Source organism: Arenibacter sp. F26102 (assembly GCF_023015865.1).
Taxonomy (GTDB): Bacteria; Bacteroidota; Bacteroidia; order Flavobacteriales; family Flavobacteriaceae; genus Arenibacter.
This window is the reverse complement of the sequence record NZ_JALKBC010000003.1, coordinates 417,429-432,284: the sequence shown is the minus strand read 5'-3', so window position 1 is coordinate 432,284 and position 14,856 is coordinate 417,429. Positions and strand designations below refer to the sequence as shown.

The window sequence follows — 14,856 nt, the reverse complement described above, 5'->3', positions numbered from 1 at the left end:
ATTAAATGTAACCTGTAATAACCCTTTTAACTAAGCTTATCCATAATTATTCGGTTGAATTGGAAGCCGGAATAAAATGGGCTTTCAAATCCGGTTGGGCCATAGTACTGTCCAATGGAAACATTGGTCTTTTAATACGTTTATAACCCAATCTATTAAGGTCTTGATCTACACCGCCTGGGGTCAATGCCATAACCCAATCGCCACGCATATCGTACAGTTCTGGTACCAAGTAACCTATCTTGACTACAATGATATCCGTTTCTTTTGGATTCAATCCTAAATTGGTGAAGTCGCTTAAATAATGGTACGGCTTTCTTTTTTTGGTAACGATTATCTGTATACTTCCAATTTTAACAACGACCTCTACTTCTGCGTTTACATCACCGGCCTTGATCGCTTCAATGGTTCCTTCCAGTTCCAAAGGACCTGCAAATCGGTCATCCACTGCTGCACCGGCCATGGCCTTAATTTTTCCACCTACACCTATTTCAAGGGCTTTTTCAACAAATTCCGGCCCAGGAATAGAGGCATAAATCAAGGAAGGACCTTTGTCCGATTTAAATTCCGGCCTGGCCAACAATTGTTGCAATGTCCAAGTAACGTCTCCTGAACCGCCAGCAGTTGGGTTGTCACCCATATCACTGATCATAAATGGATGTTTTTCGCTGGACAGCGCCATTTTTAAACTTTCTTCCAATGTTGTAGTTGGGGCTACAAATTCGAATTGTTTTCGCACATCCCAAAAGCTTTGCGCCAATGCTTCGGCACCTTTTTCAACTTTTTCCTTATCATCGCCGGTAACCATGACTACGGCATGGTTGCGCGGTTCATCTGCCCAGGCATATCCAATCCAAATGGCCGCGTCAATAATACCTTCTTCATTGGCTACATCGGGAACTTTTGCATAAAGGCTTTTACCTGGTTCAATTCGGGTACTGGTTTTTTCACCTGGTAATAATATGGGTACAGGGATCCAAGCCTTGTACTGAGGCTTTCCTTTGCCGTTTTCAAGTCGTTCCAGAAGATTGGTGACCGCCCTTTTTTTGGATTGGATGGCATCCTCGTGGGGTGCCATTCTATAACAGGTTATCAAATCTGTATGTTTGGCCAATTTTTCGGACACGTTTCCATGGAGGTCCATAGAGGTGGATATAAGTACATTGGTTCCTGTCACGTCTCTAATTCTTTCTATGAAGTCGCCCTCAGGGTCGTCCAATCCAACCACACTCATGGCACCGTGTAAATCAAAGAAAAGTCCGTCATAGGGACCATTTTCCTTTAATAATTTTAAGGCTTTTGTTACCAAGGATTCGTATGCCTCACGGGTTACAGTTCCGCCTGGCAATGATTTCCCGACCAAGGTAGGCACCCATTGTGCCCTATGCCTATTTAAAGAATCTATCTGAAGAAACGGGTACTTGGCAAAAATAGAGTCACCTATTTTGGCGTGAAAGGCTTCTTCATGGGTTAAGGCAGGTGAAAAGGTACTGCTTTCTATTCCCAGACCTGCAATGGCAATTTTAGGCAGTTCTTTTGTTGATTTTTCATTTTTGCCTTGTTGGCATGAAGCCATTAGGACCAAGAGAAGGATATAGCAGTTGTAAAGTGGTTTCAATATTAATTATGTTTTAGGTTCCCTATTAAGTTTGAAAATGGGTAAGGGCAATATTTTGCCTTAAAATTCCCTTTATGGGAATCCAATATAAGGATTTATTGGTGGGTTTTTTGAATAAGAATCGAACAAAACTCAATGTTCTAGAGACAAAGTCAAGCGTTTAATTCAACCTCATGGCAAATAAAAACTCGAGAATTGGGGATATGCTATTTTGGGCCAAGAATTTTAAAAATCATATAAATTTTCAGGGAACAGGTTGATGATTTTATATAAATGGCCAGCCGACTTTTGTGTAAACATTTTAATTTTTAAAATGTTAAATTTTAATAAGGGTATGTAAAAAATTCCTCTTATTTACAACCCTGATAGTTCTTCTTTTAAAATTCCAATGCTTTCCTAAATGGAATTTAATTCTTAATCATCATAGCTTATCCGGTCTCGTATACCGCCACTCTCTCGGTGAATAATGACATCGGCCTTGTATTTTCTAGCCAAACTTTTGGCCTTACGTATGGCCGTGCTCTGTTTTCGATGTTTACTGGTTATACGTTGGTTGCCTTCGCGACGCACGGCCCAGCCTTCCTCATAGGGAACCACATGGTGGTGCCAAGTTCTGCCTCGTTTGCTTTGTTGCGAGCTGTTAAAAAAGACTTCCAAAAGCTCAACAAGGGTTCGTATCCAAGATTTGACGTTCGACATATTCGATTATTGTTGTTCCAAAGATACCATTATTTCTAGTTTTCCGATTTTTGAAAATGAATCGGTGCAGCTCACGGAAAAAGTTAGAGTGTATATTGTTAGAGTGTATATTTTGGAGAAGAAGCGAGCTGGCGCGCTGGCTTCGATTCGACGGGCCGAACGCAAAAAGGCCACCTATCGGGTAGCCTTTTTTAAGTGGAATCGGGGAGAATACCTGCGGTGTTCGCCCCCTCTACGTCCTGTAAATACAGTTATCTGTCCTTACAGGCCAGATATCTAAAAACAACAAAACCCAATCAAGTAAACTTGTTGGGTTTTTAAAGTTTTGATCCACAGAATAACTGTGATTAATCGTGGAGCCGGGGAGAATCGAACTCCCGTCCAAACAAGCAATTACAATGCCTTCTACATGCTTAGTTTCTAATTGATTTTCGATGTGCACCTGACTAGAAACAGCCTAATACACACTTATCTTCTTAAGTTTTGGTGGTAGTGCCGAAGCTTCACTACCCTTATGGTGACTTTGATGGTGCTTCTGATAGGGACGCCGTCAACAAGGGCTTCCCAGAAACATCTCGCTTCCCTACCTTGTAGGGACGAGGCTAAATCCTACTATGATTCGGATTAAGCGGCAAGAGCGTAATTGTTTTCGCCAATTAAAAAGTGTGGAAAATGAGATTAACGAGCTGTAGCCCAGCGCTCGGCATGCTTACATTCCAATTGGTCTCGCTGTCAAAACCAGTCGGCCCCTTCAATGAGATAGGCATGCACAGCATGCCGTTATCGAACCTGCCTGCCGGCAGGCAGGTTGAATCCCGCCATCGGCGGGATATTATATCCAACCTGCCTAATCCTAGGATAAAGCCAGGTTGAATCCCGCCATCGGCAGAAATATTCTCTCATCTTTTTTTTCAATGAACTATGCAATCTTTTCTTGGGCGTTCCCTTTTTTTTTCTCCTGCAAGGTTTTCAAAACCTTGTAGGTGTCAAAAAAAGGGTCGGGCTATCGGCTATATTTTTTTGATTTCGTTCCCGTACTGCAAAGTACAGGGGAAAATCAAAAAAGATGCCGCCTCTATCCCTAACGCGGTCGGCAAAGGTACTCCAAAAACTATTCCAAAAAAAGTTTTGCTAGTCAACTTGTCATGTGTTATATTTATAACTTTACTAATATATATAGTTACAAAATTACATATATGAAATTTGGGATTATAAGGGAACGAAAAAATCCACCTGATCGTAGAGTGGTCCTAACACCGGATGCTTGCACAAAAATACTCGACAAATTCCCGGAAGCGGAAATTATGGTCGAGCCTTCCCCTATAAGGGTTTTTTCGGAACTGGAATATGGGGTAAAAGGCCTTCAAGTAAAGTCCGAAATGGAAAATTGCGATGTGCTGATCGGGGTAAAGGAAGTGCCCATAGCGGATTTGATTCCCAATAAAAAATATTTCTTCTTTTCCCATACTATTAAAAAGCAGCCCTATAATAGAAATTTACTTAGGGCGATATTGGAAAAGAATATTGAATTGTACGATCATGAAGTCATCACAGGTACTAAAGGACAGCGATTGGTGGCATTTGGGAGGTATGCGGGAATTGTAGGTGCCTATAATGGTTTAAGGGCGTACGGACTTAAATTCGGTTTGTTTCAGTTGCCAAAAGCGGAGACTTTGGCGGACCAGCAAGCTTTGATTTCGGAACTTAGAAAGGTGAAATTGCCAAATATTAAAATTCTCCTTACGGGTAGGGGAAGGGTAGGAAATGGCTCCAAAGAAATGCTTGATGCCATGGAAATCAAAAAAGTTGGGGTTTCCGATTATCTGAATAAAACCTTTAAAGAACCGGTCTATTGCCAGATTGATGCTTCGGAATATAACAGGCGCAAGGATGGTGTAAGAGGTAATAAGGCGGATTTATTTGCTCATCCCGGGGATTATAAATCCAATTTTTTTCGTTTTGCCAAAGTGACTGATTTTTATATCGCTGGTCATTTTTACGGAGACGGTGCACCTTACCTTTTTACACGGGAAGATGCCAAGCATCCACAATTTAATATAAAGGTCGTGGCAGATGTTAGTTGCGATATAGATGGGCCCGTAGCCTCTACCATTAGGCCCAGTACCATAGCAGATCCCATTTATGGCTATGACCCTCTCACCGAAACGGAAGTGGATTTTATGGATCCCCATGCCATTGCCGTTATGGCCGTTGATAATTTACCTTGCGAGTTGCCCAGGGATGCCAGTATAGGTTTTGGCGATGCTTTTGTTAAATATGTAATCCCTGCATTTTTTAACGGGGATGCAGACGGAGTTTTGGAACGCGCAAGAATGACGAAGAACGGAAAGCTTACCAAAAGATTCGCCTATTTGCAGGATTATGTGGACGGTGAAAGGGTAGTAAACAGTAATCCGTGAACAGTTGCGGTAAGCTGTTAAAATCGGTAATTAAACTATTTGTGGATTAAATTGGACTATTTTCTATTCCACTTTAACATTCCACTCTATCGTTGGATGTATTTTTTGGTGCAGTGTAAGCCCCTAAGGCCTCAAGTTTTAGTATTAAGGTATTCAGCTTTTCCAAGGATTTGATTTTTAAGATTTTCGTGTCTCCGGCGGAAATCCGAAAAACGGGAGAGCTGTCATAAAAGGTGTAGCCCATTGCATTCTCAAACAATAGATCGCTACTTGATATATTCTTGAGTTCCACTTCCAAAACCTGTGTTTTTCCAATATACGCTGCTTTCACAATTTCAATACTGGTCTGCAAAAATGGCTTTAAGTACTCGGCCTTTCCAACCAACAGTTCGTTATAAACGGCAACCGTTCTACCTGCAAAAAGTGCCTCCTTTAATCCTTCAATGTTTTTTTCTTTGGCAAATACCAAGGTAATGGGCCTATGGTTTCCTTTTTGGGTGTAGCTCCAATCTATTAGTCCGTGAATGTCACTGGTTCCCATAATGGTTAAATTGTTTTCAAGGGCGAGGGCAAGTGCTTCTTCGGAATAATCCACAGTATTAATGACTTCAATACCGTGCAATTCACCTTTTTTAATGCGCTCTTTTTGGAAATCACTGAGTATAGGGGTTCCGGCCGGACTTTGGGCATACCAGGCGGGATGGTTCCAAAATACAAAGGCATTTTGTTTCTTTGCAGTGCTAAAGGCATCCTTGGCATCTTCATGCAATAATTCGTTGGCATCAGTAATAAAAACGGCATTGTTATGTCCAACAGGAGCAGAACGTGTTATTTCAGAACCTGGGATTATTAAAAGATCGTGTTCCTTGGCTTCTTCCATGGCCAAATGGTAGGCGCGATTACGATCCGGATGTGGTATATCTTCTTTATGGGGCTGGTACTCCAAATGTTCTGTAAGGGATATGGCATCCAAGTTTTCCCGTAGTGCTTCCTCCACTCGTATTGTTGGCCAAACCTTACCATCGGAAAATACACTGTGCATGTGTAAATCGGTCTTCAAGGTAACATATCCATCTATGTTGGGGTAGGACAGGGCCTGTGCCCCGGAATGTGAATGGTTTTGGGCGTTTAAGCCTAAGAAAGTTAATAGCAATGCCAAGGCTCCAATGGTAGTTTTCATTTTGGTTGTTTTTTTCAAAAATAATGGATAGGATACCTTGAAAATAAAGAAAAATATGTTCATTTGGTTAAGAAAAGGTAAATTAAGTCCATCATGAATCCAGCTGAAGAATTTATCCTTAATCAGTCAGAACCCTACAGAGGTATCCTTCTGTACCTTCAATCCGTCATTGAAGGTACAATTCCAGGTGTGGAGTTGAAATTTAAATATAAGATCCCTTTTTACTACATCAACGGCAGGCCCTACTGTTATTTAAACCAAAGCAAGGATTATGTTGATCTAGGGTTCTGGAATGCGGCCCATTTAACTGTGCATTTGGAGCAAATGAACACAGAAGGACGAAAAATGATGAAATCCCTTCGTTACAAATCCCTGGAAGACATTGATACTAACGTTCTAAAGGAAGTCCTGGAGGATGCCTATAGCGTTAAGGATAGAAAGTTTTGGAAGTAAAATCAACCAACAAAATAATAATTGGTCGTGAGATATTAACCCAAATTTCTACAAGTATTAATAAATCTTACTGACCACTGACCACTAGCCAATGGCTACTCCTTAATCAATCCCTTGTCCTTATATAGCTTAATATACTGGTTGCTCAACGAATCTGAATCCTTGTATTTTTTCCTTAGTCCATTAAGTTTCTCCTTCAATTCGGATACTACTTGGGCATAGTCCGGATCGCTAAATACATTGTTTAGTTCTTGTGGGTCTGTTTCCTGATCATAGAGTTCCCATACATCTACATCGTAATAAAAGTGTATTAATTTAAACTCCTTAGTGGCAATGCCATAGTGACGTTTTACGGCATGTTCTGCTGGATATTCGTAATAGTGGTAATAAACGGCATCCCTATCCCATTTTTCCTTTTCCCCTTTCAGCAAGGGTACCAGACTTTTTCCCTGCATATCTTCAGGAGCTATTACCCCGGCAACTTCCAAAAAGGTCTGGGCAAAATCCAAGTTCTGTACCATTTCATCCTCTGTAGTGCCTGGAGAAATTAAATTTGGCCATTTTATAAGTAGTGGGGTTTTAAAGGATTCATTGTACATAAACCTTTTGTCGAACCAGCCGTGCTCCCCTAAGTAAAAACCTTGATCTGAGGTGTACACGACCAAGGTGTTCTCCGCAAGTCCCTCGTTATCTAAATAATCCAAGACCCTACCTACGTTTTCATCTACAGCGGCAATGGTCCCTAAATAATCCTGCATATACCGTTGGTATTTCCAAACCATTAGGGTGGAATCGTTCATATTGCCGTATTCCTTCTTAAATGCATCGTTAATGGGCCCGTATACTTGGTCCCATTCCGCTTTCTGTTTTGGATTAAATTTATTTACACCTCCAGCACCTAAATGTTCCTTAATACTTAATTCGTCCAGTACCTCATCCGCTATTTTAAGGTCATAGCGCAACGTCATATGCTTAAGAATGTTCATTTCAGCAGATCCGGCCGTAGTTTCACGTGTAGCATAATCATCGAACAAAGTAGCCGGTAAGGGATAGGTGTTTTTTGTAAATTCTTTGTAATGCCTTGGTGCGGGCATCCAGGACCTGTGTGGTGCCTTGTGCAAATACATCAACATAAAGGGTTTTTTGGCATCCCTACGGTTTTGTAGCCAATCCAAAGTGAGGTCGGTGGTAATATCTGTCACATAACCTGTAACAGTGGTATCCCCAGTAGCCGTAATAAAACGGGGGTTGTAATAGTCTCCCTGTCCTGGCAGAATCTTAAATTCATCGAAACCCTTGGGGTTGTTGCCAAAATGGAGCTTCCCGAACATGGCCGTTTGGTAGCCTGCTTTCTGCAACAACTGTGGGAAAGTTACATTGGTAGTGTCAAAAGGGGAAATGTTATCTATCTTACCGTTAATGTGACTATGCTTTCCGGTCAGGATTACGGCACGCGACGGGGCACAAATGGAATTGGTAACACTGGCATTGGTAAAGAGCATGCCTTCCTTGGCAATCCTGTCTATATTAGGGGTCTTAATGAGCTTGTCATCATAGGCGCTAATGGCCTGATAAGCATGGTCATCGGACATGATGAATACTATATTCGGTTTTTTGGAATTTTGTTGTTCTACTTTCTCCTTACAAGAGGTCATTAATAAAAAGAATCCTCCGAAAATGATATAAAATAGTATGCGATTCATAAGTATGGGTTAGGGTGAACATTAATTATGCCTGTATAAATTTTTTATTGACATTACAGTTGGGTCAAATTTATGTTTTTAACGCACAAATGCCAACTAAATGCCCTGTAAGAATATAAAATATATGTTCAGGAGCCCCTAGTTGATTAGTATGGATTATGGAAAGGAGATATATTTTTTGTTTAAAATCTTTAAGTTGCCTTTTCTATATTACATCAGATCTATAAAAAAAATGCCGGATATTCTCCTGCTGCATTCAATAAATATTCCGATAAAACCTTTAAAGAGTCTTATTGTAGTTAAAGGGAATTTACCGTTTTGCGTATCGCTACCAAATTGGTCAATAATTTTTCAAGATGATCCAGATGCAGCATATTGGCACCGTCACTTTTGGCATTGGCAGGGTCAAAATGGGTCTCCATAAAAATACCGTCGGCACCAGTAACAATACCTGCTCGTGATATGGTCTCTATCATATCAGGTCTTCCGCCCGTAACTCCGGAAGACTGATTGGGTTGTTGTAGGGAGTGGGTTACATCCAATACCACTGGTGCATACTGCTTCATAGTCGGGATGCCACGGAAATCCACAATCATATCCTGGTAGCCAAACATAGTGCCTCTATCGGTTACCATAACTTGTTCGTTATTGGAATCAAGTACTTTTTGTACTGCGTGCTTCATGCTTTCCGGGCTCATGAACTGTCCCTTTTTTAGATTGATCACTTTTCCGGTTTCCGCTGCCGCAACAACTAAGTCGGTCTGACGAACCAAAAATGCAGGTATTTGCAGGATATCTACATATTCTGCGGCCATATGGGCATCAGAAATTTCATGAATATCCGTAATGGTAGGTACCTTAAAAGTTTCGGATACTTTTCTAAGAATTTTTAGGGCCTTTTCATCCCCAATACCGGTAAAGGAGTCCACACGGCTGCGGTTGGCCTTTTTAAAACTTCCCTTAAAAACGTAGGGAATATTCAATTTATCGGTAATGGAAACTACTTTTTCCGCAATTCGCATTGCCATTTCTTCCCCTTCAATGGCACAGGGGCCACAGAGTAGAAAAAAGTTATTGCTTTTGGTATATTTAAGTTGAGGTATCAGTTCTAGATTCATCGATCTTAATTTTGGGGCAAAGATAGGAATTTGAAGGCAGCAAATTATTCATTGACCATTCTAAAGGTGTTTTGGAAGTAGGTTAAATTTGTGATAATTCTAGGTTATCTAGGAACTTGGATGACAATATAACGGGATAATTGTTGTAAATTAAAGGGTTAATCAAAAAACAGGACATCATGGAAATTCAAAAATTACTTATTCCGGAATTGGAACACGAAGTAGCCCTTACAGAGAAGTTCTTAAGACGCATTCCTAAGGATAAATTGGACTGGCGCCCACACCCTAAATCCATGTCCATTAAGCAATTGGGCAGTCATTTGGCCGAATTGCCTAGTTGGGTGGTAGGTACTATGTCGCAAGATGAGATGATAATGGATGAATACAAACCTCCAATTAATGACAATGTGGACGAAATGGTTGAAACCCTGAAATCGGCTGCAAAGGAAGCGGCAGATTCGCTAAAAGTAGCCAATAGTGAATATGATAGGAAATGGAAAATGATTCAAGGAGGGCAGACTGTGATGGAAATGCCCAAGTACCAAGTGCTAAGGGGGATGGTATTAAATCAATTTCCACATCATAGGGCTCAATTGGGTGTATGCCTTCGGTTGTTGAATCAGTCGGTTCCTGCTACTTATGGACCTTCTGCAGATGAGCAATAAATCAATATAGAAAAAAAGTAGGGTTTCAATTTGGAGGGTTAGTACGACTTTTCCGAATTTAAAGAGGATTATCCCAAGCTTTGTAAAACTACTTCAATATCAATAAGATAAGAAAAATTGGGCTTTTGTAGTTAGCGTAAAAAAAATGAGTATCTTTGCGCCCGCATTTAGGGTGCTTAGATGCGTATAAAATCATATTATGGGAGTAACAAAAAACATAGCTATTATAGCCCACGTTGACCACGGTAAAACCACCTTGGTAGATAAAATAATGTATCACTGTCAACTATTTAGGGAAAATCAGAATACTGGTGACCTAATTTTGGACAATAATGACTTGGAGCGTGAAAGAGGTATTACTATTACCTCAAAGAACGTTTCCGTAGTTTACAAGGATACCAAGATCAACATTATCGATACCCCTGGTCACGCCGATTTCGGTGGTGAAGTGGAGCGTGTTCTTAACATGGCTGATGGTGTTCTTTTGTTGGTGGATGCCTTTGAAGGTCCTATGCCGCAAACTCGTTTTGTACTTCAAAAGGCAATAGATCTAGGTCTAAAGCCCTGTGTTGTTATTAACAAGGTAGACAAGGAAAACTGTACTCCAGAGGAAGTACATGAGAAAGTTTTTGATCTAATGTTCGAACTTGGAGCAGAAGAATGGCAATTGGACTTTCCAACCGTATACGGTTCTGCAAAGAACAATTGGATGAGTGATGATTGGAAAAACCAGACCGAGAACATTGAGCCGTTGTTGGATATGGTTATTGAGCATATTCCTACTTTTGAACCTAAGGAAGGGAATACGCAAATGTTGATCACTTCTTTGGATTTCTCTTCTTTTACCGGTAGGATCGCTATTGGTAGATTGCAAAGAGGAACCTTGAAAGAAGGTCAACAAGTCTCTTTGGTAAAAAGGAACGGAAGTATTGTAAAGTCGAAAATTAAAGAACTATATACCTTCGAAGGAATGGGCCGATTAAAGGTTCAAGAGGTTGCCACCGGAGACATTTGTGCTTTGGTAGGTATAGAAGGCTTCGAAATTGGTGACACTGTTGCTGATATTGAAAACCCTGAGCAATTAAAGACTATTGCTATAGATGAACCAACTATGAGTATGTTGTTTACCATTAACGATAGTCCATTTTTTGGAAAGGATGGTAAATTTGTAACTTCCAGACATATCAATGACCGTCTAAAAAGGGAATTGGAAAAGAATTTGGCATTAAGGGTAAATGAAACCGATAGTGCCGATAAGTTTTTAGTTTTTGGTCGTGGAGTATTGCACCTTTCAGTTTTAATTGAAACTATGAGAAGGGAAGGCTATGAATTACAAATTGGGCAGCCACAGGTAATCATTAAGGAGGTTGATGGGGTGAAATGTGAGCCTATTGAGCAATTGACCATAGATTTACCTGAAGAAGTTTCAGGTAGGGCAGTAGAAATGGTTTCTATCCGAAAAGGGGAGATGACCAGCATGGAGGCCAAGGGAAATAGAATGATTTGTGAATTTTTAATCCCTTCACGTGGTATTATTGGCCTAAGAAACCAATTATTGACAGCTACTGCGGGTGAGGCCATAATGTCTCACCGATTTTTGGAATATCAGCCCATGAAAGGGGATATACCACAAAGACAAAATGGTTCCTTGGTGTCTATGGAAACAGGAAAGTCTATTCCTTACTCAATAGATAAATTACAGGATAGAGGTAAGTTTTTTGTTGATCCGGGAGAGGATATCTACGAAGGTCAGGTAATTGGAGAAAACTCCAGAGGTGACGATATGACCGTTAACATTACCAAAACCAAGAAATTGTCCAACGTTCGTTCCTCAGGGGCGGATGATAAAGCCAAAATTGTTCCGGCCATTAAGTTTTCATTGGAGGAAGCTTTGGAATATATTCAAAAAGATGAATATGTGGAGGTAACTCCAAAACATATCCGTTTAAGGAAAATACATTTAACGGAAAACGATCGTAAGCGTAATAAAATAGCATAAATATAAAAGTCCCTTTTAAAGGGGCTTTTTTGTTCTATTAAAATATCCATGAGCCACCTTTGTAGGTGGCTTTTTTTTGCCATAGATTTTTTAGCTCCATTCAAACTAGTGAGGCTTGGTAAAACCGGTCAGGAAAATTGTCAATTTAACCTTATGGATTAAGAAATCGCTAAAAATTTGGGCTTCATTTTCCTACTTTCTTAATAATTTGAACTAAGTCTATTTTTCTTCGCTTCGGTTGTGAATTTTGGCTAATTTAAAGTTGAATTACAACATAATTCGGCCTAACCAAATATATAAAATATGCAACTAGAAGGAAAAAATGTACTCATCACAGGCGGTACTAGAGGTATTGGGAAGTGTATTGTACAGGAATTGGTAAAAGGTGGTGTACGCCATATTGCCGTAATAGCGCGTGATAAACAAAATTTGAAACAATTATCCCAAGAATTTGAAGACGTCAAGTTTATACGCATTGTTGGCGATGTGGGAGACATAGAAGTTTTACGGGAGGCTGCGGCGAATATAGAAGACAAATGGGGGCATTTGGATATCCTAATCAATAATGCCGGTATAGTATCTGCTGGTCCTTTGGAGGATATACAGGATGAAGACCTTTATGATCAAGTAGCGGTAAATATTACTGCGGTGCTTTTGCTTACTAAATATTGCATACCACTTTTAAAAGCATCCCAAGAAGCTGCTATTTTAAATATATCTTCAGGTTTGGGTCTCTTGGGCATGCCGTTCTATGCGGCCTATGGAAGTACTAAGGCGGCCGTACGCCAATTTTCGGACGCCATGCGAAGGGAACTTGCTCCGTTTAACATAAGTGTTACCTGCTCTTTTCCAACCGCCACGGATACGGATATGATGGAGAAATTTAAAGGTAGAACAATGGATTCTCCAGAATTTGTGGCCCAGCGCACAATAGAAGGATTATTAAATAAGGAATTACATGTAATTTTTGGAGGTGAGGAGCGACTGAAGGAAAATATCATGAATTTTGAAGCCCCTCAAGAATTTGATAAAATAGTGGCAAAGAATTATGAGGACCGAAAAAAAGCAAGTATAGGCCATAAGGCCGTTTAATCCTTACGGGATTAGTAATAGTAAAACACAATTTTAAATATGAAGTATACGCTTATTTATGCAGTAGTAATATGTAGCTCCTTGATATCTTGTAAGGAAACCACAAAGCCAAAGCAGGAGGTTGCCGGGACCGAAGTGGTTGGAGAAACCAATTCTGGTTCTATTCCAATTTCTTGGGTAAATAATAGGGTTGAAAAGGCAAAAAAGAGACTTGATGGGTCAGAAGCGGGAAAAGTGGTTTGGGATGCCATGGAAGCCATGGGAGGATTAAATAAATGGTATAGCAATGGCTATTTGTCCTTTAGATTCAATTATCAACCCTTGGATGGCTCTGTGCCCAGGGATACGTATCAGACTATTGATACATGGAGCAATAAAGCCAGACACCACAGTGTTACGGACAGTACCGCAATTTATGGATGGGATGGAGAAAATGCTTGGGTAACTTCCAAGGACAGTACCACTTTTAAATATAATTTGCGCTTTTGGGCCTTGACCCCTTTGTATCTTGCCGCACAGCCTTTGGTGTTGGACGGGGAAGGTGTTAATTTGGAGTTGTTGCCTCAAGTAAACTATAAGGATACACTACAGGATGTGGTGAAGGTAACATTCGATTCAGGGACTGGTGATGCTCCGGACGATTATTATATATTGTATTTGGATGCCAAAACGCACCTTTTATCAGCACTTCGGTACATAGTTTCCTATCCAGGGTATTTTCCAGATGGAGGAAATAATCCTGAAAAAATTATGGATTTGGTTAGTCGAACTACGGTTAACGGTATAAATTTTCCTTTAAAATTCAATACTTATTGGTCTACGGAGGATGGTCAACCAAAAGGTGAGCCTATCACCACTATTGAATTGAGCGATATAGAGTACCAAAGTCAGTTGGAGGAAGGTTTTTTTGAACGTCCAGAAGGAGGAATGCTCTTGGAAGGTCTGTAATGAATATAATATAAAAGAGGTGATTTTCAAAGTTGGAAAATCACCTCTTTTGTTTTGCTTATGTTCGGACATTACATTGTGCCCTGGTTTTGTTGGCTGGTAAAGATATTATGAAGTACAGCTAGCTTTCTTTAATGTAAAACTCCCTTTTTATTATAGGCCGCCGCTGCTGCACCAATAATGCCGGCGTGATTTTGTAATTCAGCTGGAATCACAGGAGTTTCAATACTTATGTAGTCCTTAAATTCGTCCCAGTCTTTGGAGGTTCCTCCACCTAAAATAATTAGATCGGGAGACACGATCAATTCAACCAACTCCAAAAAGACGTTAAATCGCTTGCCCCATTTCTTATAGCTGAGTTCTTCCCTTTCCTTGGCGGAAGCTGCGGCCCATAGTTCTATTTTATCATATTTTTTATACGGAATCTGTCCCAATTCAAAATTTGGGATCAACTCTCCGTTGTAAAAGGCACCGCTACCCAATCCTGTTCCTATAGTGATCATCAGTACAAGGCCATCCTTGCCCCGGCCTACACCAAAATTCATGGATGCGTATCCTGCGGCATCGGCATCGTTTACCACGGTAACAGGCAATCCTGTAGCTTCGCTGAACAATTCATTAACATTAACACCGGCCCATTTTTTATGTAAATTTCCCGGAGTTTTGCAGATGCCATTTTTTATAACGGTAGGAAATCCACAGCCTATAGGTCCGCTATAGTCAAAATGTTTTACGATTTTGGCTACAACTTCGGCCATGGGTTTTGGTTTTCTAGATTTTGGAGTGGGTATCCTAAACCGCTCCGTTATCATTTCACCAGTTTCCATATTCACTAAAGCTCCTTTTATGCCCGAGCCACCGACATCTATTCCTAGGATTTCCATGTATTATATTAAAATATTTGTAAACAAAGTAACAAAAAACTTTTGGGAGTTGTAGTATGCATACCTCTCGGACAGAC

The 14,856-nt window shown here is 40.3% G+C and carries 12 protein-coding genes and 1 other RNA gene; 6 read left to right on the top strand and 7 right to left on the bottom strand.

Features of this window, described 5'->3' with window-relative positions:
• Window positions 1-46 precede the first annotated feature (46 nt).
• From MWU78_RS06115 to ssrA, 3 genes are all read right to left on the bottom strand, one after another.
• A complete protein-coding gene (locus MWU78_RS06115; protein WP_348647063.1) occupies window positions 47-1,576 on the bottom strand; it encodes a M81 family metallopeptidase in 1,530 nt (509 codons plus the stop codon).
• A gap of 456 nt (window positions 1,577-2,032) precedes the next feature.
• The gene (locus tag MWU78_RS06110) at window positions 2,033-2,317 is read right to left on the bottom strand and encodes a DUF2188 domain-containing protein (RefSeq protein ID WP_246995964.1); all 285 of its coding nucleotides are present in this window, start codon (window positions 2,315-2,317) and stop codon (window positions 2,033-2,035) included.
• 351 nt (window positions 2,318-2,668) lie between these two features.
• Window positions 2,669-3,067, bottom strand: a transfer-messenger RNA (tmRNA) gene (gene ssrA, locus MWU78_RS06105).
• 446 nt (window positions 3,068-3,513) lie between these two features.
• On the opposite strand from ssrA, the gene MWU78_RS06100 reads away from it, so the two are divergent.
• Entirely contained in the window at window positions 3,514-4,737 is a 1,224-nt protein-coding gene (locus tag MWU78_RS06100; RefSeq protein ID WP_246995962.1) for an NAD(P)-dependent oxidoreductase, read from the top strand.
• Between the two features lie 73 nt (window positions 4,738-4,810).
• On the opposite strand, the gene MWU78_RS06095 is transcribed toward MWU78_RS06100, so the two are convergent.
• On the bottom strand, window positions 4,811-5,917 hold the full coding sequence (locus MWU78_RS06095; protein WP_246995960.1) for an Sb-PDE family phosphodiesterase: 1,107 nt from the start codon (window positions 5,915-5,917) through the stop codon (window positions 4,811-4,813).
• 93 nt (window positions 5,918-6,010) lie between these two features.
• Between MWU78_RS06095 and MWU78_RS06090 the strand changes: the two genes are divergently transcribed.
• Window positions 6,011-6,370 carry a DUF1801 domain-containing protein gene (locus MWU78_RS06090; RefSeq protein WP_246995958.1) on the top strand — a complete coding sequence of 120 codons (360 nt, stop codon included), beginning with the start codon at window positions 6,011-6,013 and terminating at the stop codon, window positions 6,368-6,370.
• A 95-nt stretch (window positions 6,371-6,465) separates the two neighbouring features.
• Here the strand turns inward: MWU78_RS06090 and MWU78_RS06085 are convergent, their stop codons facing one another.
• The gene (locus MWU78_RS06085) at window positions 6,466-8,073 is read right to left on the bottom strand and encodes a sulfatase (protein ID WP_246995957.1); all 1,608 of its coding nucleotides are present in this window, start codon (window positions 8,071-8,073) and stop codon (window positions 6,466-6,468) included.
• A 299-nt stretch (window positions 8,074-8,372) separates the two neighbouring features.
• Window positions 8,373-9,191, bottom strand: a complete 819-nt coding sequence (gene kdsA, locus MWU78_RS06080; RefSeq protein WP_246995955.1) for a 3-deoxy-8-phosphooctulonate synthase — start codon at window positions 9,189-9,191, stop codon at window positions 8,373-8,375.
• A gap of 179 nt (window positions 9,192-9,370) precedes the next feature.
• Between kdsA and MWU78_RS06075 the strand changes: the two genes are divergently transcribed.
• From MWU78_RS06075 to MWU78_RS06060, 4 genes are all read left to right on the top strand, one after another.
• Window positions 9,371-9,856 carry a DinB family protein gene (locus MWU78_RS06075; RefSeq protein WP_246995953.1) on the top strand — a complete coding sequence of 162 codons (486 nt, stop codon included), beginning with the start codon at window positions 9,371-9,373 and terminating at the stop codon, window positions 9,854-9,856.
• A 199-nt stretch (window positions 9,857-10,055) separates the two neighbouring features.
• A complete protein-coding gene (typA, locus tag MWU78_RS06070; protein ID WP_246995951.1) occupies window positions 10,056-11,855 on the top strand; it encodes a translational GTPase TypA in 1,800 nt (599 codons plus the stop codon).
• 303 nt (window positions 11,856-12,158) lie between these two features.
• A complete protein-coding gene (locus MWU78_RS06065) occupies window positions 12,159-12,947 on the top strand; it encodes an SDR family oxidoreductase (RefSeq protein WP_246995949.1) in 789 nt (262 codons plus the stop codon).
• Window positions 12,948-12,986: 39 nt separating this feature from the next.
• On the top strand, window positions 12,987-13,895 hold the full coding sequence (locus MWU78_RS06060) for a hypothetical protein (RefSeq protein ID WP_246995947.1): 909 nt from the start codon (window positions 12,987-12,989) through the stop codon (window positions 13,893-13,895).
• A 131-nt stretch (window positions 13,896-14,026) separates the two neighbouring features.
• Here the strand turns inward: MWU78_RS06060 and ppgK are convergent, their stop codons facing one another.
• Window positions 14,027-14,779, bottom strand: coding sequence for a polyphosphate--glucose phosphotransferase (ppgK, locus tag MWU78_RS06055; protein WP_246995944.1), 753 nt, complete (start codon window positions 14,777-14,779; stop codon window positions 14,027-14,029).
• Between the last annotated feature and the right edge of the window lie 77 nt (window positions 14,780-14,856).